Genomic DNA, 19764 nt, shown 5'->3' on the forward strand with positions numbered 1-19764 from the left:
GGCGCCGCGCCGAAGAAAAGCCGCCGCCGCGCTTGACGGGGCAGGGCGCAGCGGTCACCTATCGCCCGACACCAGACCTGAGGCGCCATGGCCCGACGCACCGCCCCCTTTGCCCCGTTCGAATGGATGATCGCCTGGCGCTACCTGCGTGCGCGGCGCGCCGAGGGGGGCGTCAGCGTGATGACCTGGATCAGCCTCATCGGCATCACGCTCGCGGTTTTCGCGCTGATCGCCACGCTGGCGGTCCGGTCGGGATTTCGCGCGGAATTCGTCGACACGATCCTCGGCGCCAATGCCCATATCACCGTCTATGCCGCTGAAACGGTGACCGAAAACGGCGTCGTGAGCCGCAGCTTCACCGATTTCGAGGCCAGCGCGGCGGCCCTTGCGGACGTGCCAGGGGTGGAACATGCCGCACCGGTGGTGAAGGGGCAGGTCATGGCCAATGCCAATGGCCGCAATTCCGGGATCGAGGTCTTCGGCATGGCGGCGTCGGACGTGCAGACCCTGCCGCGCATCGTCGATCCCGAAACCGGGCGCGGCGACTTCGCGCGGTACGGCGAGGGCATCGCGATCGGCTCCGGGGTGGCGCGCGAACTGGGCCTGCGCCTTGGCGACATGGTCAAGCTGATCTCGCCCGACGGGGTGAAGACCGCCTTCGGGCAAAGCCCCCGCGTGAAATCCTACGAGGTCGTCTACATCTTTTCCGCCGGGCGCTACGACATCGACCGCACACGCGCCTACATGCCCTTCGCGGAGGCGCAACTTTACTTCAACCGCGACGGGCAAGCCGATGAAATCGAAGTGATTGTCGCCGAACCCGAAGCCGTGTCGGACTACCGCGAGGCGGTCCAGGCCGCGGCCGGGTCCGGCGCCTATCTCTGGACCTGGCAGGACGCCTCGGGCGGGTTTCTCAACGCGCTCGAGATCGAGGACAACGTGATGTTCGTCATCCTGTCGGTGCTCGTGCTGATCGCCGCAATGAACATTACCTCGGGCCTCATCATGCTGGTCAAGAACAAGGGGCGCGATATCGGCATTCTGCGCACGATGGGGCTCACCGAAGGGGCGGTGCTGCGGGTGTTCTTCATCTGCGGCGCCTTCACCGGCATCATCGGCACGGTCGCGGGCGTGATCCTCGGCTGTATCTTCGCGATCTACATCGATCCGATCTTCTCGGCGGTGAATTACGTGGCGGGCGGCGGGGTCTGGGACCCCTCGGTACGCGGGCTCTACCAGCTGCCCGCGAAGCTGGAGCTGGCGGACGTGCTGTCGGCGGTGGGCCTGTCGCTTGGCCTCTCGTTCATCGTGACGATCTTTCCGGCGCGCCGCGCGGCCCGGATGAACCCGGTGGAGGCGCTGCGCTATGAGTGATGCCGCGCTCGATCTCAGGGGTATTTCGAAAAGCTATAATAATGGCTTGCCGAACGCGGTTCATGTATTGCGCGAGGTCGATCTGCAGGTCGCGCCGGGCGAAGCGGTGGCGCTTGTGGCCCCTTCGGGTGCCGGCAAGTCGACGCTTCTGCACATCGCGGGGCTCCTCGATACGCCCGATGCGGGCCGCGTCGCCATCGGCGGGCAGGACATGACCGGCCAATCCGACCGTCGCCGCACCGCCATGCGCCGCGAGGCGGTGGGGTTCGTCTACCAGTTCCACCATCTGCTGCCCGAGTTCAGCGCGGAAGAAAACGTGGTTCTTCCGCAGCTTGCGAATGGAGCTTCACGTAAAGAGGCGGATGCGCGCGCCGCCGCCTTGCTGGCGTCGGTCGGCCTCACGAGCCGCGCCGATCATCGTCCCGCGGCCCTGTCGGGAGGCGAGCAGCAGCGCGTTGCCTTCTGCCGCGCCATGGCCAACGCGCCGAAGCTTCTGCTGGCCGACGAGCCCACCGGCAACCTCGATCCCGAAACCTCCGAGCGGGTGTTCGACACGCTGATGCGCCTCGTGCACGAGACCGGCCTCGCCGCCGTGATCGCCACGCACAATCTCGAGCTGGCCGCGCGCATGGACCGACAGGTGCGGCTCGATCAGGGACGCCTCTGCGCGGTGTGACCCGATTGCATCGGCGCGCGGTCCCGGGTCCGGAAGGGCACGGAGATGCCACATAATCACCCAAAAGACCGGCTTTTCTGCTCCGCAACGACAATATCCTGCGGGTGACTCATGGGTGCTGAACTTCTTTTCATTCTGTTCGCGCTGACCCCGATCGCGGTCGGCGCGGGCCTTCTTGGCACCGGGGACGCGGAGACGCCCGACGAGTTCGGCGCCGATCCGGCACGCGCCGACGCCGCCGACATTTCGGACCTGATCCCGGACCTGCCCGAGGACACCCTGCCGCTGCCCGGTGGCGGTGGCGACGATGTGGTCGTCGGAACCGATGCCGATGAAAGCGCCTTCACCGATCGCGGCGCGGACAGCGTCTCGGCGGGCGGCGGGGCCGATTACATCCGTGCCGGCGGCGATGCCGACACGGTCGCGGGCGAGGCAGGCGACGACGTCCTCTTCGGCGAAGCGGGCGCGGACCTGCTGCTGGGCGGCGAGGGCGACGATACGCTGGTGGGCGGTGCCGATGCCGACAGCCTCGAGGGCGGCGAGGGGGCGGATGTGCTCTTTGCCACTGATGCCGGGGCCGAGGACGACGCGGCGGACACGCTCGATGGCGGGGCAGGCAACGATCTTCTGTTCTTCGGTCCGGCCGACATCGCCACGGGTGGTGCGGGCGCGGATGCCTTCGTGGCGGCGGGCGCTGCCACGGTCACCGATTTCGACAGCACCGAGGACATGCTGGTGGTGCGCTATACCGGCGAAGAGGCGCCCGAGATCGCCGCCCAGACCGTCACCGCCACCGGCGTGGAGCTGCGCCTCTCCGACGGCACGGTCATCACGCTCGACGGGCTCACCGAACCGGTCGACGCCTCCCGCATCGCCTTCCTCGAGGACATGGCGCTCTGACGCGTCTCTCGCGGGCCTCTCACGTCAATGTGGCTCGCTGTAACCTGGCTGCGGTCTAGCCTCCGTCACAGCGAAATGACGAGGACAAGCGAGAACGCCATGACCGCACGCCGCCTTTTTTCCCTGCACCGCGGGCTGACGTCTGCGCTTGTGGCCGCAGCGCTGGCCATGCCCGCCGTGCTGCCCTCCGCGGTGACCGCCGCCACGGTGCCCTTCGACGACGCCTCCTGGAAGGTGCAGCGCTTCTCGCTTTTCTCCGGCAATGATTACGATTTCCGCGGCGACGCGCTCTCGGTCGTCTCCGACGGCACGGTGTCGATCGCCTATCGGCCGCTGGCGCCGGCGAACTGGCAGGCGCGCGGGGCGTCGTGGTCGTGGTCGGTTGAGACCAGCGTGCCGCCCACCGATCTGACCCGCAAGGGCGGCGACGACCGCAATCTTGCCGTCTATTTCGTCTTCCTGCCCGAAGCCGAGGCGCGGGCCCTGCAGGGCGCCTCGATCACCCGGCTTCTCAACGAGGAGGCGATCCGCGCGCTGGTCTATGTCTGGGGCGGCGATCAGGCCCGCGGCGCGGTGCTGCCGAGCCCCTATCTGGGCGCGCGGGGCAAGACCGTGGTGCTGCGCGGCGCGGGCACCGGCGGCCACCGGGAGCGGGTCGATCTGGCCGCGGATTACGCCCGCGCCTTCGGTGGCGGCGCGCCGGGCGCATTGGTCGGCATCGCGGTCTCGGGGGACAGCGACGACACCGACAGCCGCATCGACGCCACCATCAGCGGGCTGCAGGTCGACTAGGCGCGCTGGGTGATCCAGACGCCGAGCGCCATGACCGCGATGCCGGTGGCGCGCGTCATCGTCAGCGGCGAGGGGCGCGCGCCGAAAAGCCCGAACTGGTCGATGAGCGCGGCGGAAACGAGCTGGCCGATCAGCACGAAGAACACCGCGTTCCCGACTCCGAAATGCGGGGCGATATAGGTCACCGACAGCACGTAGAAGGCCACGAAGAGCCCCGCGAGGAACAAATGCTTCGGCGCGCCTGCCGCACGCAGCAGCGCCTGCGGCCCGGTGATCAGCATCGCAAGCGCGGTCGCGGCCAGCGCCACGGCGAAGAGGATGAAGGCCGCGGAGGCGGGCGAGCCCATCCGCGTCCCGAGCGCGGCATTGAGCGCCGCAAGCAGCGGGATGCCGATCCCGGCCAGAAACATGATTGCGGCATAATGGATCATGGCGCGCCCCTTTCGCGGTGTGACTGCTCTTGGACGGGCCGGTGCCGTCCCGGCGCGACCGTGGACCGGGCGGGCGGTCTTGTCACGCCGAAAGCTGCGCGTCGCGGGCGGCGGCCCGCCACCGGGCCGATCCGCCCTTGCGCGCCGTTCCCGCGCTTGCCAGACATGGGAAGACGGGAGCGCACCGGGCAGGCGGAAACCGGGGCCGCACGGGACAGGAGCCGAGACATGACAGGGTTACGCATCGCATTTCTGGGGATCGCCACGGTCGCGCTGTCGGCCTGCCAGATAGAGGGCGGCGGCGGCGAGGCCGCGATGCCGGGCGCGTCGGACGGCGCGCGGCTCTACCAGGAATATTGCACCATCTGCCACGGCGTCGATGGCAAGGGCGACGGCCCCATGGCGCGCGCCATGCGCAAGCCGCCGCGCGATCTCACCCTTCTGAGCGTGCGCAACGGCGATGTGTACCCGGCAGCCCGGGTGCTGTCGACGATCGACGGCTATGCGCGGTCCGATATCGCCGGGCCCGGCATGCCGGAATTCGGCGAGTTGCTGCGCGGCGATCTCGTGCCCTACGACACCGGCGACGGCATCCTCACGCCCACGCCGCGCACGCTGGTGGCGCTGACCGAGTATCTGCGCACGATCCAGGCCACCCGCTAGGCCGGCATGCCCCGGCCGGCGTCAGTTGTGCGTGTGCTGCGGACTAGGCGGTTGGCCTGGCTTTATCCTCGCGTTCCTGCGGGCGATCGTTCCACCGGATAGGCTCGCGGCGGGCGGGCGCGCCCCGGCCGCGAGGACCGGGCCGCGCCCGGCGAGAGACGCTGTCTCTCGCGCTCTCTGGAGGTATTTCCGGTCCGATCGTGAGGGGCCGCGTCAAGCCGCGACCAACCGGCGGAGCATCGACCAGTAAAGCTCCTCGACCTCGGCGAGGCTCAGCCGGCCGCCCCGGCGGAACCAGGTGTTGAGCTGCGTGAGCATGCCGATCATCGCGAAGGCGGTGATGCGCGGGTCGTCCACGTCGAACACCCCCGTCGCCGCGCCGTCGCGCAGGATGTCCACGAGCGCGCCTTCATAGCGGCGGCGCAGGGCCTCGATCTCGGCGAAATGCTCGGGGTCGAGATTGCGCAGCTCCATGTAGGAGATGAAAACCGCCGCGGGCCGTTCGGAATTGAACCGGATATGGAAGCGCGCGAAGGCCTCGAGCCGGCCCAGCGGATCGTCCGGCGCTTCCCAGGCGTCGTAGGCCGCCAACAGGTCCTGCATGTGCGACTTCATCAGCGAGAAGAGCAGCGTCTGCTTGTCGGGCGTGTAATTGTAGAGCGCGCCCGCCTGCACCCCCACCTCGGCGGCGATGCGGCGCATGGAGACGGCGGCATAGCCGTCGCGCGCGAACAGCTCCAGCGCCGCGCGCTCGACGCGCGGTCCGGTGATGTCGGAATGGGAACCGCGGGTGCGTGCCATGGCGCGAGTGTGATATGAACGCTCGTTCAGATCAAGACATGCCGGGACGCGTGGCGCAGGGGGGCTGCGGCGCGGACTTGCCAAGGGCCGGGGCCTCGGGCAAGACAGGGCTCTGACCGACCGGATTGCCCATGCGCGCGCCTGCCTTCCTTCTCGCCCTCTGTCTCGGAGTTTCGGGCTGCACTCAGTTTCCCGAGCTCGACGCGACGGCGACTCCGGGCGTGGCCGCGGCGCCCTATCCCGACCTTCTGCCGATCGACGCGCTTTTGCGCGGTGCGCCCGCCCGCGCCACGCCCGATCTGCGCGCGGGCGTCTCCGCGCGGGCCGCGGCGCTTCGGGCGCGCGCCGCGCGCTTGCAGGAGCCGGTGATCGATCCGCGCACGCGCGCGCGGATGGCGCGCGGTATCGCGCCGCGCTGAGATGGCGCGCGGTATCGCGCCGCGCTGAGATGGCGCGCGGTATCGCGCCGCGCTGAGATGGCGCGCGGTATCGCGCCGCGCTGAGATGGCGCGCGGTATCGCGCCGCGCTGAGATGGCGCGCGGTATCGCGCCGCGCTGAGATGGCGCGCGGTATCGCGCCGCGCTGAGATGGCGCGCGGGATCGCACCGCGCTGAGATGGCGCGCGGGAACGCGCCACGCTGAGACGCGTTGCAGCGCCCCGCCGGAGCGGCTAGAGGAACGGCACACCCTTCCGGGGCCGCTGGTCCCGTTCCGCCAAAAGGAGCCGCGCGCCCATGTCAGAGCCCCTGCGTCTTGGAATTGCCGGCCTCGGTACGGTCGGCGCCGGCGTCGTCAAGATCGTGCGCCAGAAGGCGAATCTGCTGGCCACGCGCACCGGGCGATCGATCCAGATCGTCGCGGTCTCGGCGCGCAACCGCGACAAGGATCGCGGCGTCCGGCTGACGGATTTCGCCTGGGAGGACGATCCCGTGGCGCTTGCCCGGCGCGAGGATGTCGATGTCTTCGTCGAGCTGATGGGCGGCTCGGACGGGCCCGCCAAGGCCGCGACGCAGGCCGCGCTCGATGCCGGCAAGGACGTGGTGACCGCCAACAAGGCGATGCTGGCCCATCACGGGCAGATGCTGGCGCAGCTGGCCGACGAGAAGGGCGCGGTCCTGCGCTTCGAGGCGGCGGTCGCGGGCGGCATCCCGGTCATCAAGGCGCTGACCGAGGGCCTTGCGGGCAACGAGATCAGCCGCGTCATGGGCGTGATGAACGGCACCTGCAACTACATCCTGACGCGGATGGAATCGGCCGGGCTGACCTATGGCCAGGCCTTCGCGGAGGCGGACGACCTGGGCTATCTCGAGGCCGATCCGGAGCTCGACGTGGGCGGCATCGATGCCGGGCACAAGCTGGCGCTCCTGGCCTCCATCGCCTTCGGCACGGTGGTCGATTTCGCCGGCGTGCGCCTCGAGGGGATCGGCAAGGTCTCCATCGACGATATCCGGCAGGCGGCCGACATGGGCTACAAGATCAAGCTTCTGGGCGTGGCGCGGATGACCGGCCGCGGGCTCGAGCAGCGCATGGCGCCCTGTCTCGTGCCGCAGACCTCGCCGCTGGGGCAGCTCGATGGCGGCACCAACATGGTGGTGATCGAGGGCGACAGCGTCGGCCAGATCGTCATGCGCGGCGCAGGCGCGGGCGAGGGGCCCACGGCCTCGGCGGTGCTGGGCGACGTGATGGATATCGCGCGCGGCCTGCGCATCTCGACCTTCGGCAAGCCCGCGGTGGCGCTGAACAAGGCGCAGACCGCGACCGTGGCGACGCCCGCGCCCTATTACCTGCGCATGCGGCTTCTGGACAAGCCCGGCGCGCTGGCCAAGGTCGCCACGGCGCTCGGCGATGCGGGCATCTCGATCAACCGGATGCGGCAATACGATCACACCGACGACACCGCGCCGGTGCTCATCGTCACGCACAAGACCACGCGCGACGCGCTCGACCAGGCGATCGGCGCGATGAGCACCACGGGCGTGTTGGGAAGCGATCCGGTTGCGCTCCGCATCGAGGAAGTCTGAGCCGACGCCCGCGGCGCTGGCGGTGGTGATCCGCGGGGGGCACGCGCTCCTGGTGCGGCGGCGCAACCGGCCCGATGCGGGGCTCTGGGGCTATCCCGGCGGCAAATGCGAGCCCGGCGAGACCGCGGCGGAGACGGCACTGCGCGAACTGGCCGAGGAGACGGGCCTGCGCGCGCAGAGGGCCACGGCGCTCGGCACGCTTCACATCATCCGGCCCGACTTCTTCTACCGGCTCGATGCCTTCGTCTGCCACGGCGCCGAAGGCGATGCGCGGGCGGCCGACGATGCCGAGGAGGCGGGCTGGTTCCCGGTCTCCCGCGTGATCGGGGGCGGATTGCTCATGAGCCGGGATGTCGACCGGCTGTGCCTGCGCGCGCTTGGGCAGGATTTCAGATAGAATCCTGCCGCGCGGATTGCCCGTCAGCGCCAAGGCAGGATTTTAATTGAAATCCTGCCCGCCCCTTGTCCTTGCGGAGGCGCACGGGGCCGGGGTAGTCAGGGCACGACCAGACATTGACAGACCCGGAGCCTCCTCATGAACGCGCCCAAGGATTTTAACGACCGCATGTTGTCTCTGGGCCTGGCCCGCGTATCGGAGGCCGCGGCGATCGCCTCGGCGGATTTCATCGGGCGCGGCGACGAGAAGGCCGCCGATCAGGCCGCGGTCAACGCCATGCGCGAGCAGCTCAACAAGCTCGATATCGCAGGCACCGTTGTGATCGGCGAAGGTGAACGCGACGAGGCGCCGATGCTTTATATCGGCGAGGAAGTGGGCTCGGGCAACGGGCCGGGCGTCGATATCGCCCTCGATCCGCTGGAAGGCACCACGCTCACCGCCAAGGACATGCCGAACGCGCTGACGGTGATCGCCATGGGGCCGCGCGGCTCGATGCTGCATGCGCCCGACGTCTACATGGACAAGCTCGCCATCGGGCCGGGCTTCGCCGAGGGCGTGGTGACGCTCGACATGAGCCCGCGCGAACGGGTCGAGGCGCTGGCCGCCGCCAAGGCCTGCCACCCCCGCGACATCACGGTCTGTATCCTGGAACGCCCCCGCCACGAGGACATGATCGCCGAGGTCCGCGCCACCGGCGCCGCCATCCGGCTCATCACCGATGGCGACGTGGCGGGCGTCATGCACACCGCCGAGCCCGACATCACCGGGATCGACATGTATATGGGATCGGGCGGGGCGCCAGAGGGCGTGCTGGCCGCGTCGGCGCTGAAATGCATGGGCGGGCAGATGTATGGCCGCCTGATCTTCCGCAACGACGACGAGCGGGGCCGCGCCGCCAAGGCCGGGATCACCGATCTCGACCGGATCTACAGCCGCGACGACATGGTCACGGATCACGTCATCTTCGCGGCGACCGGCGTGACCTCGGGCTCGATCCTGCCGGGCATCAAGCGCGAGGTCGGGTATCTGACGACCGAGACGATCCTGATGCGGTCGAAGACCGGATCGGTGCGGCGCATGGTCTATCGCAACCCGACCCGGTGAGGGGTCCGCTCCGAAGAGCGGATCGCCGCGCGGGCGCGGCGATCCGGTTGGGGGCTCTGCCCCCAAAACCCCCGGAGGTATTTTCGGTCCGATCGTGAGGGGCGCGCGCTCTTGAGTTACCTTGGTGTCGAGACATCCCTGACCGGACGGCGCTGGGTCGGCCCCGGCCCGGAAGTGCAGCGCGCATCCGAGGCGATGGGGCAGGAAACCGGCCTCGCGGCGCCCGTTTGCGCCACGCTCGCGCGGCTCGGCGTCACGCCCGCCGAGGCGGCCTCCTTCCTCGATCCCAAGCTGCGCGACCTGCTGCCCGACCCCCGCTCCCTGCGCGACATGGAAGCGGCGGCGGCGCGCGTCCTGCAGGCCGTGGCCCGCGGCGAACGGGTGGCGGTCTTCGCCGATTACGACGTCGATGGCGGCGCCTCCGCCGCGCTGCTGATCGACTGGTTCCGCAGGCAGGGCCGGGCGGTCACGCTTTATATTCCCGACCGGATCGACGAGGGCTACGGCCCGAACGTGCCGGCGATGCGGGAGCTTGCGGCGCATCACGACCTGATCCTCTGCGTCGATTGCGGAACGCTGTCGCATGCGCCGATCGCGGCGGCCTCAGAGACGGCGGAGGTGGTCGTGCTCGATCATCACCTGGGCGGCGAGACGCTGCCGCCCGCCCATGCGGTCGTAAACCCCAACCGGCAGGACGAGGATGGCGCGCTGGCGCATCTCTGCGCCGCGGGCGTGGTCTTCCTGATGCTGGTCGAATGCGGACGGCAGATGCGCGCCGCGGGGCAGGCGGGGCCGGACCTGATGGCGATGCTCGACCTGGTGGCGCTGGCGACCGTGGCCGACGTGGCGCCCCTGCGCGGGGTCAACCGGGCGCTGGTGCGTCAGGGCCTGCAGGTCATGGCCCGGCGCGCCCGCCCGGGCCTTGTCGCGCTCAGCGACATCGCCCGGCTCGAGACCGCCCCCGCCGCCTATCATCTGGGCTACGTGCTGGGACCGCGGGTCAATGCGGGCGGGCGGATCGGCGCCGCCGATCTGGGCGCGCGGCTTCTGGCGACCGAGGATGTGCACGAGGCCGCCGCACTGGCCGAACGGCTCGACCAGCTCAATACCGAGCGGCGGGAGATCGAGGGCGCCGTGCGCGCCGCCGCCATGGCCCAGGCCGAAACGCGAGGCCTCGATGCGCCGCTGGTCTGGGCGGCGGGCGAGGGCTGGCATCCGGGGGTCGTCGGCATCGTCGCCGCGCGGCTGAAGGAGGCCACCAACCGGCCCGCGGTGGTGATCGGCCTCGACGGCGACGAGGGCAAGGGATCGGGGCGCTCCGTCTCGGGCGTCGATCTCGGCGCCAGCATCCAGAAACTCGCCGCCGAGGGGCTGCTTCTGAAAGGTGGCGGGCACAAGATGGCCGCCGGGCTGACCGTCGCGCGCGACCGGCTGGAGGACGCCATGGACCGGCTCGGGGCGCTCCTGGCGAAACAGGGCGCGGGGACGGGTGGTGCGGCGGATCTGCGGCTCGACGGGCTCCTGATGCCCGGCGCCGCGACGCCCGAGCTGATCGAGGCGCTGGAGGCCGCAGGCCCCTTCGGCGCGGGCGCGCCGGCGCCGCGCTTCGCCTTTCCCGACGCCCGGATCGAGTATTGCAAGGAGGTCGGCACCGGGCATCTCAAGCTCGGCATCGGCGACGGGATGGGCGCGCGCCTCGATGCGATCTGTTTCGGTGCGTTCGACACGCCGATGGGCATGGCCCTGTCGCAGCACAAGGGCGCGCGCTTCCACCTCGCCGGGCGGCTCGAGATCAACGAATTCCGCGGCCGGCGCAGCGTGCAGGTGCGCCTCGAGGATGCCGCGCCCGCAGGCGGCGAAAATTCCTGAAAAAGCCTCTTGCAGGGGGCACGGGTTTTTTCTAGACACCGCCCACAGCCAGCGTGGCCCGTTCGTCTATCGGTTAGGACGCCAGGTTTTCAACCTGGAAAGAGGGGTTCGATTCCCCTACGGGCTGCCACTTTCCCCTGAAATCGCCACGATCCGCAGCGTCGCTCCGTAAGCGGCGCGGTTGAATGCCGGTCCGTTTGCCAATAGGTTTGGGCGATGGCGCAAGTTCATCGCGACGCGCGGCGACAGCCGGAAGATCATCCGGCCTTGGTGCGCCGCAGCGCGGTTCCTCATCCATCGATGCGATCCTGTCACGGCCTGAGCCGGTCGCGCCCTGCACACGTCAGCGCTGCCCGATTCCAACGGCCACGGAACAACCAGCGCCGTCCGAACGCTTGACCTAGGGTCGCTACTGCCACCGGACCCGACAGCGGGCAGGCGTGCCGGTGCCGGACCCGCCCCAGAACAGCTCGAAAAGGAGCCTGTCATGCAAGACAAACTGATCCCCATCCTCATTCTGCTGCCGATCCTGGCCGTCGTCATTATGGCCTGCATCCACGAATTCCGGCGCTACAAGTCCGAGGGCAAGGCCAATTACGGTCTGGTCTATGACGAGAGCACCGGCACCACCTATCTGACCGGGATCGCCGAAAACGAGGAGGCCTACGACCCCGAGGATTTCGACCCCAGCAATTATGACGAGCTGAAAGCCAAGGCCGAGACCGAGGCCGACGACGAGAAGACCTGATCGGGCGCCGCCCGTGAGGTCACGCAGAAGGCGGGCCTGTCCGACTGCGTGAACGGCGCTCAAGAGCAGGTAGACCGACGCAAACAGGTAAAGTTGACACCAAACCATTAAGTCCGTACCAATTCGACATGGTTCGGATCGCAATCGACATCGGCGGCACTTTCACGGACGTGGTCGCCGAGACGCCGGACCGGCTTTTCTCGGTCAAGGTCCTGACCAGTCCGCGCCACCCGGAAGTCGCGGCACTCAACGGGGTGGCGCGCGTGATGGCCGATAACGGCCTGTCGCTCACCGAGGTCACCAGCATCGTCCACGGCACCACGCTCGCGACCAACGCGCTGATCGAACGGCGGGGCGCGAAGACCGCCTTCGTGACCACGGCGGGCTTCCGCGACGTGCTCGAGATGCGTTACGAGAAGCGCTTCGACCAATACGCGCTCGATATCGAGATGCCGGAGCCGCTGGTGCCGCGCCCCCGCCGCTTTGGCCTGCGGGAGCGGATCCTCGCGGATGGATCGGTGCTGACCGCGCCCGAGACGGCGGAGATCGACGCGCTGGCCGACCGGCTGGCAGAGGACGGCGTCGAAGCCGTGGCCATCGGGTTCCTGCACGCCTACCGGAACCCCGCGCACGAGCGCTGCGTCGCCGAACGGCTGCGCGCGCGGCTCGACCCGGCGGTCACGATCTGCCTCAGCTCGGACGTGGCGGGCGAGATCCGGGAATACGACCGCTTCTCGACCGTCTGCGCCAATGCCTATGTGCGCCCGCTGATGACCCGCTATGTCGAGCGCCTGCGCGCGGGGCTCACGGCGCAGGGTTTCGACGGCGCGTTCCTGATGATGCTGTCGGACGGCGCGCTCACCACCGTCGACCAGGCCATCCGCTTTCCCATACGCCTTGTCGAGGGTGGCCCGGCGGGCGGCGTGGCGCTCGCGGCGCATGTCTCGCGCGAGGTCGGGTCGGACCGCACCTTGTCCATCGATATCGGCGGCACCACGGCGAAGATCTGCTTCATCGAGAACGGCACGCCCCGGACCAGCCGCCGCTTCGAGGTAGCCCGCGCCTGGCGCGACACCAAGGGCAGCGGCCTGCCGGTGAAGGTGCCCACCGTAGAACTGGTCGAGATCGGCGCGGGCGGCGGGTCCATCGCCGAGATCGACACGCTGGGGCGGCTGAAGGTCGGGCCGCGCAGCGCGGGGTCCGATCCCGGGCCCGCCGCCTATGATCGGGGCGGCGACGAGCCGACCATCACCGATGCGCATCTGGCCGTGGGCAATCTCTCGGCGGAGAATTTCGCGGGCGGCATCATCGACCTCGCGCCCGGGCGCGCCCCGGCGGTCATCGCGCGGGATATCGCGGCGCCCCTCGGGATCGACGGCGCGGCCTCGGCGGCGGCGGGCATCGTCGAACTGGCGGACGAGACCATGGCGAACGCGGCCCGGGTCCACGGCGTCGAGCTCGGCCTCGATGTCGCGCGCTTCGATATCCTCGTCTCGGGCGGCGGCGGGGCGCTGCACGGGGCACGGATCGCCGAGAAGCTGGGCATTCGCCGCATCATCGTGCCCGACAATGCGGGCGTCGGCTCCGCCGTGGGCTTCCTGCGCTCTCCGGTGGCCTTCGAAACCGCGCTGTCGGTGGTCGAACCGCTCTCGGAGATCGACCGCCCCGCGCTGGCCGCACGGATCGCGGCGGCCATGGATGAGGTCCGCGCGGTGGTTGCCGGGGCCGTGCCCGAGGACCGGATTGCCTGCGATATCCGGGCCGAGCTGCGCTACCGCGGGCAGGGGCTCGACCTGGCGCTGTCCCTGCCACCGGGGCCCAGGCTGGAAGACGCGCTCGCGGACCTGCCGGCCCGGTTCGAGGAGCGCTACCGCGACCTCGTGGGCTTCACCCTTGTCGAGGTCCCGGTGGAACTGGCCTCGATCAGCGTGACCGCCCGCGAAGCGCGCACGGTCAAGGCCGCGCATGCCGCACCAACTCGGCCCGCCGAGGATCCCGGCCGCACGCGCGCGATCTACGACCTCGGCGCCCGCGCGACGCTCGATTACCGCGAGGTGCCCCGCGACGCCGTGGGCTGCGGGACCGCGCACGGCCCGATCGTCATCCCCGAAGCGCAGACCACGACGCTCGTCCGGCCCGGGTGGAATGTGCGGCGCCTGCCCGAGGGCCATCTTCTGCTGGAGCGCGACGCCTCATGACCGACGCGGCGGATATCGTGGCGCAGAACGTGCTCTGGAACCGGCTGATCTCGGTCTGCGAGGAGCAGGCCAACGCGCTGATGCGCGCGGCCTTCGGCGCCATCGTCCGCGAGGCGGGCGATCTTTCGGCGGGGTTGTTCAACGCCGAGGGCCAGATGCTGGCCCAGGCGGTGACCGGCACGCCGGGCCACGTGAACACCATGGCCGCTTCGGTGCGCGCGATGCTGGACCGGGTCCCGGCGGACAAGCTGCGTCCGGGCGATGCGCTGGTGACCAACGATCCCTGGCTCGGGGCCGGTCACATCTTCGATTTCGTCGTCGTCACCCCGGCCTTCATCGAAGGCCGGATCGTCGGCTACCTCGCCTCCACCAGCCATATCGTCGATATCGGCGGGCGCGGCTGGTCGGCGGAGGCCGCGTCGGTCTTCGAGGAGGGCGTGACCTTCCCGGTCATGCATCTGCGCCGGGGCAGGGTGCTCAACGAGGACCTTCTGGCCATCGTCACCGCCAATTCACGGGTCCCGCACGAGGCGCGCGGCGATATCCTGTCGCTGCTGACCTGCAACGATACCGGCGTGGCCCGGCTTGCCGATCTGATGGCGGAATACGCGCTGCGCGATCTGGCGGATCTTTCGCGCTTCATCTTCGAAAGCTCCGCCACCGGCACGCGCCGGGCGCTGGCGCGCGCGCCGCAGGGCGTCTACGAAAACCACCTGATGCTCGACGGCTACGACGCGCCGATCGAGCTGCGCGCGACCATGACCATCGGCGAGGGGCGCATCGACGTGGACCTCGCGGGCTCCTCGGCGGTGGTGGCGCGCGGCATCAACTGCCCGCTGAACTACTCCGCGGCCTATGCGGCCTTCGGCATCCGCGCGCTCCTGACCCCCGACGTGCCCAACAACCACGCCTCGCTGGAGGCGATCCGTATAACCGCGCCGCCGGGCCTCGTCGTCAGCGCCGAGCGCCCGAGCCCGGTCAGCGCGCGGCACGTCATCGGCCAGGCGCTGCCGGATCTGATGCTGGGGTGCCTCGAACAGGCCCTGCCGGGCGAGGTTCTGGCCGAAAGCGCGGGCGCGCTCTGGACGATGTCGCTGTCGGGTGCGGGGGCGACCGAGTTCGCCTCGCTCAACGTGGCGCTGGGTGGCATGGGCGCGCGGCCCGGCGCGGACGGGCTGTCGGCCACGGCTTTCCCCTCGGGGGTGGGGGCCGTGCCGGTGGAGGCTGCCGAGGTGGCCGCGCCGCTCATCTACCATGCCAAGGAATTCGCCCCCGATACGGGCGGCGCGGGCAAGTATCGCGGTGGCCTCGGCCAGCGGATCGAGATCGGATCGCGCATCGGCGAGGACCTGTCGCTTTCCGCCGCCGCGTTCGAACGGCTCTCGACCGGGCCCGCGGGCCGCCAGGGCGGCCGGGACGGCGCGGCGGGGCAGGTGCAGACCACCGACGGCACGACGATCACCGACAAGGGGCTTTACCGGGTGCCCGCCGGGGAACGGCTGATCCTGCAGACGCCCGGCGGCGGGGGCTTCGGCGATCCCGCGGAGCGCGACCCGGAGGCGCTGGCGCGTGACCGGGAACACGGAATGGTCTCGGACGAGGCCGCGAAAACCATCTATGGTTCCAACACCAACGGGAGGAAGACCAAATGAGCTATGTCAGCACATTCGCCACCGCGACCATCGCCGCCACCACGGCGCTGACCCTGGGCGCGGGCCATGCCAGCGCCCAGACCCAATGGGATCTCAGCACCGCCTGGGGCGCCGGCAATTTCCATGTCGAAAGCGCCATCGCCTTCGCCGACGCGGTGCGCGAGGCGACGGACGGATCGGTGGATATCACCGTGCACCCCTCGGGCGAGCTGGGCGTGGGCGCCACCGAGAAGCTGTCCTCGGTCGAGAACGGCATCGTGCAGATGGCCGACATGCTGCTTTTCCTGCAGGCGGGCGAGGCGCCGTTCCTCGGCATCGACACGCTGCCCTACCTGATCCAGGGCCAGGACGAGATGCGCGCCTGGCTCGCGGCGGCGGGGCCGACCTATGACGCGATCTTCGAGGCGCACAATCAGAAGGTGCTCTATTACGTGCCGTGGCCGTCGCCCGGCATCTACACCAAGGAGGCCGTAATCAGCGCCGAGGATATCGAGGGCCTGCGCATCCGCGCCTTCAACGCGACCTCCTTCGAGTTCCTGGAACGCCTGGGCGCCGCCCCGGTCGAGTTGCCCTTCGGCGAGTTGGCCGCCGCGGTGGCCGCGGGCACGGTGGACGGGGCCGCGACCTCGACCTCCACGGGCGCCAATTCGAAGCTCTACCAGTTCACCAGCCACTTCAATCCGCTCAACTGGTCGATGTCGCCCGACGCGGTGACCGTCAACCTCGACGCGTGGAACGCCCTCAGCGACGCCGAGCGCACGACGATCGAGACGCTGGCCGACGAGATGGAGGCCGATTTCTGGGCCACCTCCGCCGCCGAGGACGAGGCCCAGACCGCCGTGCTCGTGGAGAACGGCATGACGGTGTCGATGGCCGATGACAGCCTCGAGGCCAAGATGGCCGAGGCCGGCAAGGCGATGTGGGCGGATTTCTTCGCCAAGGTGCCCGAGGCGCAGGCCGTGGTCGACGCCTATGCCGCCGAAGTCGGCAAGTAAGCAGCAGGAAAGGACGAGGGCCGCCGGGCGATATCCGGCGGCCCGGCAGGCCCATGGACAGAACGCTCGCCCTCATCGACCGGCTCTCGCGCCTTGCCGAAAGCGCCGCCGTGGCGCTGATCTTCGGATATTGCGCCCTCATGCTCGTGGAGGTGGTGGCCCGCTCGCAGGCGCAAAGCTTCTCCTTCACCTGGGAATTCAGCCAATACGCCATGGCGGCACTCTTCGCGCTCGCATCCGGCCCGGCGATCCGCGCGGGCGTGCATGTGCGCATCACGCTCGTCACCGAACGGTTGCCGCGCCGCTTGCGCACCGGGCTCGATGTCGCGGCGAATGTCGCGGCCCTCGGCATCGTCGCGCTGATCGTCTCGGCGATGGCGACCAAGGTGGGCACGTCCTATGACCGGGATATCCTCGCAACCAGCGTCACCCAGACGCCGCTCTGGATTCCGCAGGCGCTCGTGCTCTGGGGCATGGCGCAGCTCTGGCTCGATCTGGCCGCGCGCGCCGCACGCCGCCTGACCGGGCGGCAGACGGAGATCCGCGACGCCGATGCGGAGCCCGGCGATGCTTGAGATCTCGCTCGTCGCGATCCTGCTTTTCGTGGGCCTTCTCGCCGGATCGGTCTGGATCGGCCTGTCGCTCTTCGCCACGGGCTACATTCTCCTGTCGGTATTCAAGCCCAATATCCCGATGGACATCTTCTCGAGCGGGGTGATCTGGGGCGCGCTGATCCCGTCGCCGCTTCTGTCGCTGCCGCTCTTCATATTGATGAGCGAGATCCTCGTGGCGGCGGGCTTGGGCCGGTCGCTCTTTTCGGGGCTGGCTCCCTGGCTCGGGCGGCTTCCGGGCGGGCTGCTGCACGTCAATGTCGTGGGCTCGACGCTTTTCGCGGCGGTCTCCGGCTCCTCGGCGGCGACCACGGCCATCGTCGGCAAGGTCAGCCTGCCCGAACTTGCCGCCCGCGGTTATGACCGGCAACTCGCCATGGGCTCGCTCGCCGGGGCGGGCACGCTGGGCTTTCTGATCCCGCCCTCGATCATCATGATCATCTACGGCGTGATCGCCGAGCAATCCATCCTCGAGCTCTTCGTCGCGGGCGTGATCCCCGGCCTGTCGCTGGCCGCGCTCTACATGCTCTATATCGCGCTGCACCAGACCCTCAGCGGCGCGCAGCCCAAACCCGACCGGCCAAGCTGGGCCGAGCGCCTGCGCGGCCTGCGCGATATCGGGCCGGTGGCGGGGCTGATCGTGGCCATCATGGGCGCGCTTTACATGGGCATCGCCAGCGTCACCGAGCTTGCGGCCATCGGCGTGCTGGGCGCCATCCTCATCGCGGCGGTGATGGGGCGCTTTTCCACCGCGGCGATGATCCGGGCCGGGCGGCGGGCGGTGCGCACCTCGGCGATGATCGGCCTCATCATCATCGGCGCGGCGCTGCTCAATTCCGCCTTCAGCTTTCTCGGCATTCCCAAGGCCATCGCGGGACATATCGCGGGCCTCGGTCTGTCGCCCTTCGCGCTGATCCTCGTCCTGCTCGCCTTCTACGCGCTTCTGGGCATGTTCCTCGACGGCACCTCGATCATCGTCATGACCCTGCCGATCACCCTGCCTCTGGTCACGGCGGCGGGCTACGATCCGCTGTGGTTCGGCATCTTCGTCGTCGTCGCGGTCGAGATCAGCCAGATCACCCCGCCCATCGGGTTCAACCTCTTCGTCATCCAGTCTCAGACCGGCGAGGGGATCGGCACCATCGCGCGCGCCGCGCTGCCGTTCTTCGGCCTGCTGCTGGTTTTCGCCGTTCTGCTCGCGATCTTTCCGGGCCTCGCGCTCTGGCTCCCGGGAACGCTGCGATGAGACCGCTCTACGCGCAGCTGGTCGATACGCTTCTGGCCCGGATCGCGGCGGGGGAGCTGAAGGTCGGCGACCGGCTGCCGCCCGAGGCGGAATATGCCGCGGAGCTGGGGGTCAGCCGGTCCACCCTGCGCCTCGCCTTCGCGGAGCTGGAATCGGCGGGCGTGCTGCGCCGGCGCAAACGCGCGGGCACCGAGATCATCGGCACCGAGCCGCGCCGCCATTTCCACATGGCCACGCAAAGCATCGACGAATTGCTGAGCCTCGGGCGCGACACCCATCTGGAGATCATCGGCCAGCGCCAGGTGACCTCGGACAGCGTGCCGCAATTGGCCGACCTCGTCAGCGAGACGGGCTTCTGGCTGGAAGTGACCGCGCAGAGACGGCTTGGCGGGGCGGCGCGCCCCTTCAGCGCCAACCGCGTCTACGTGCCCGCGCGCTATGCCGGGATCGCGACGCTTCTCGACGGCGCCGACCGCTCGGTCTTCCAGCTGATCGAGGAAAGCTTCGGCGTGGCAGTCGCCCGGGTGACGCAATCGGTGCATGCGGTGGCCTGCGCGCCCGAGGATGCCGCGATCATCGGCATCGCCCCGGGCGCCCCGGCGCTCCGCATCGACGCGCGGCTCTTTTCGGAAGACGACACGCTGATCGAAGTGTCGGTCGCGACCTTCGATCCCGCGCGTTTCTCGGTGCAAAGCGATGTGCGCATAGAGTGAGGCGTCCCGCGGCCCGTCCGCCGCCCGCGCGGCGCGGCGTGGCTTGCGGCGCAGGGTGGTCCCGCGGCTGCATCCTGCGGCACCGGGTGAAGAAAACCCTTGCGAGCCTCCCGCGCTTGGCCTAGTCACGCCGCCTAGGATGGCCCGTTCGTCTATCGGTTAGGACGCCAGGTTTTCAACCTGGAAAGAGGGGTTCGATTCCCCTACGGGCTGCCACCTCCCCGCCTTCACATACCAGCAGATGCACGGGCCTTCCGGGCCTGACCTCTACACGGCCGTGTCGGAGGCCGGGGCAGGGGGGCTTGGCCCGTTTCGGGCGCTCAAGCCCCGCAGGGCGCGGGGGCGATTCCACTGAGATGAGCCGCGCAAGCGCCGTCCCTGCAGGTGACGGGCCAGGCCAAGGCACGACGGGCGCGGATTTTTTCAGCCAAGGCAGAGGTTTGGCGAGGATGGTGAAAAAAATCACCGGAATTCTGAATTTTCCGCTTGCGGGTTTTGATTGGTAGCCGTAGAAGCCCCTTCACCGGCGGCGCTGAGGCGCGGTTGGGACGCCAGACGGGGCGGCGCTGAGG

General features: G+C 69.5%; 19 protein-coding genes and 2 tRNA genes. 19 read left to right on the forward strand and 2 right to left on the reverse strand.

The features are described from left to right. Positions 1 to 87: 87 nt before the first annotated feature. The 4 genes from BW990_RS17805 (at position 88) to BW990_RS17820 (ending at position 3742) form a co-directional block, all read left to right on the forward strand. Positions 88 to 1374, forward strand: coding sequence for a lipoprotein-releasing ABC transporter permease subunit (locus tag BW990_RS17805; RefSeq protein WP_076450204.1), 1287 nt, complete (start codon positions 88 to 90; stop codon positions 1372 to 1374). Further along, positions 1367 to 2050: an ABC transporter ATP-binding protein gene (locus BW990_RS17810; RefSeq protein ID WP_076450207.1), complete on the forward strand. Its 684-nt coding sequence runs from the start codon at positions 1367 to 1369 to the stop codon at positions 2048 to 2050. The genes BW990_RS17805 and BW990_RS17810 overlap by 8 nt, the downstream gene beginning before the upstream one ends. A 111-nt stretch (positions 2051 to 2161) precedes the next feature. Continuing rightward, a complete protein-coding gene (locus BW990_RS17815; protein ID WP_076450210.1) occupies positions 2162 to 2950 on the forward strand; it encodes a calcium-binding protein in 789 nt (262 codons plus the stop codon). 99 nt (positions 2951 to 3049) lie between these two features. Then, the gene (locus BW990_RS17820) at positions 3050 to 3742 is read left to right on the forward strand and encodes a DUF3047 domain-containing protein (RefSeq protein ID WP_076450213.1); all 693 of its coding nucleotides are present in this window, start codon (positions 3050 to 3052) and stop codon (positions 3740 to 3742) included. Here BW990_RS17820 and BW990_RS17825 read toward each other — a convergent pair. Then, positions 3739 to 4173: a DMT family transporter gene (locus tag BW990_RS17825; protein ID WP_076450215.1), complete on the reverse strand. Its 435-nt coding sequence runs from the start codon at positions 4171 to 4173 to the stop codon at positions 3739 to 3741. The two genes, BW990_RS17820 and BW990_RS17825, sit on opposite strands and share 4 nt — an antisense overlap. Positions 4174 to 4401: 228 nt before the next feature. On the opposite strand from BW990_RS17825, the gene BW990_RS17830 reads away from it, so the two are divergent. Then, positions 4402 to 4836 carry a c-type cytochrome gene (locus BW990_RS17830; protein WP_076450218.1) on the forward strand — a complete coding sequence of 145 codons (435 nt, stop codon included), beginning with the start codon at positions 4402 to 4404 and terminating at the stop codon, positions 4834 to 4836. Between the two features lie 213 nt (positions 4837 to 5049). Here BW990_RS17830 and BW990_RS17835 read toward each other — a convergent pair whose 3' ends face one another. Continuing rightward, on the reverse strand, positions 5050 to 5637 hold the full coding sequence (locus BW990_RS17835; RefSeq protein ID WP_076450220.1) for a TetR/AcrR family transcriptional regulator: 588 nt from the start codon (positions 5635 to 5637) through the stop codon (positions 5050 to 5052). 131 nt (positions 5638 to 5768) lie between these two features. Between BW990_RS17835 and BW990_RS17840 the strand changes: the two genes are divergently transcribed. The 14 genes from BW990_RS17840 to BW990_RS17905 all read left to right on the forward strand — a co-directional run bounded on the left by BW990_RS17840 (position 5769) and on the right by BW990_RS17905 (position 19408). Further along, complete coding sequence (locus tag BW990_RS17840) at positions 5769 to 6056, forward strand: hypothetical protein (RefSeq protein ID WP_076450222.1); 288 nt, start codon at positions 5769 to 5771, stop codon at positions 6054 to 6056. A gap of 316 nt (positions 6057 to 6372) precedes the next feature. Then, positions 6373 to 7659, forward strand: a complete 1287-nt coding sequence (locus BW990_RS17845) for a homoserine dehydrogenase (RefSeq protein WP_076450224.1) — start codon at positions 6373 to 6375, stop codon at positions 7657 to 7659. Further along, complete coding sequence (locus BW990_RS17850) at positions 7634 to 8056, forward strand: NUDIX domain-containing protein (RefSeq protein ID WP_076450225.1); 423 nt, start codon at positions 7634 to 7636, stop codon at positions 8054 to 8056. Before BW990_RS17845 ends, BW990_RS17850 begins: the two co-directional genes overlap by 26 nt. 138 nt (positions 8057 to 8194) lie before the next feature. Next, on the forward strand, positions 8195 to 9160 hold the full coding sequence (gene glpX, locus BW990_RS17855) for a class II fructose-bisphosphatase (protein ID WP_076450227.1): 966 nt from the start codon (positions 8195 to 8197) through the stop codon (positions 9158 to 9160). A 111-nt stretch (positions 9161 to 9271) separates the two neighbouring features. After that, positions 9272 to 11029: a single-stranded-DNA-specific exonuclease RecJ gene (gene recJ / locus BW990_RS17860; RefSeq protein ID WP_076450229.1), complete on the forward strand. Its 1758-nt coding sequence runs from the start codon at positions 9272 to 9274 to the stop codon at positions 11027 to 11029. Between the two features lie 55 nt (positions 11030 to 11084). Beyond that, positions 11085 to 11159 (forward strand) — tRNA-Glu (locus tag BW990_RS17865). 357 nt (positions 11160 to 11516) lie between these two features. Next, positions 11517 to 11777, forward strand: a complete 261-nt coding sequence (locus BW990_RS17870) for a hypothetical protein (protein WP_076450231.1) — start codon at positions 11517 to 11519, stop codon at positions 11775 to 11777. 128 nt (positions 11778 to 11905) lie between these two features. Beyond that, a complete protein-coding gene (locus BW990_RS17875; protein ID WP_076450233.1) occupies positions 11906 to 13975 on the forward strand; it encodes a hydantoinase/oxoprolinase family protein in 2070 nt (689 codons plus the stop codon). Beyond that, a complete protein-coding gene (locus BW990_RS17880) occupies positions 13972 to 15627 on the forward strand; it encodes a hydantoinase B/oxoprolinase family protein (protein ID WP_076450240.1) in 1656 nt (551 codons plus the stop codon). Before BW990_RS17875 ends, BW990_RS17880 begins: the two co-directional genes overlap by 4 nt. After that, positions 15624 to 16622 carry a TRAP transporter substrate-binding protein gene (locus BW990_RS17885; protein ID WP_076450242.1) on the forward strand — a complete coding sequence of 333 codons (999 nt, stop codon included), beginning with the start codon at positions 15624 to 15626 and terminating at the stop codon, positions 16620 to 16622. The genes BW990_RS17880 and BW990_RS17885 overlap by 4 nt, the downstream gene beginning before the upstream one ends. A 53-nt stretch (positions 16623 to 16675) precedes the next feature. Continuing rightward, complete coding sequence (locus BW990_RS17890) at positions 16676 to 17197, forward strand: TRAP transporter small permease subunit (protein WP_076450245.1); 522 nt, start codon at positions 16676 to 16678, stop codon at positions 17195 to 17197. Next, positions 17190 to 18479: a TRAP transporter large permease gene (locus tag BW990_RS17895; RefSeq protein WP_076450257.1), complete on the forward strand. Its 1290-nt coding sequence runs from the start codon at positions 17190 to 17192 to the stop codon at positions 18477 to 18479. Before BW990_RS17890 ends, BW990_RS17895 begins: the two co-directional genes overlap by 8 nt. Then, positions 18476 to 19192 carry a GntR family transcriptional regulator gene (locus BW990_RS17900; protein ID WP_076450248.1) on the forward strand — a complete coding sequence of 239 codons (717 nt, stop codon included), beginning with the start codon at positions 18476 to 18478 and terminating at the stop codon, positions 19190 to 19192. The genes BW990_RS17895 and BW990_RS17900 overlap by 4 nt, the downstream gene beginning before the upstream one ends. 141 nt (positions 19193 to 19333) lie before the next feature. After that, positions 19334 to 19408: transfer RNA gene (locus BW990_RS17905), tRNA-Glu, on the forward strand. Positions 19409 to 19764: the final 356 nt, after the last annotated feature.

Source organism: Roseivivax lentus (assembly GCF_900156805.1).
GTDB classification, from domain to species: domain Bacteria; phylum Pseudomonadota; class Alphaproteobacteria; order Rhodobacterales; family Rhodobacteraceae; genus Roseivivax; species Roseivivax lentus.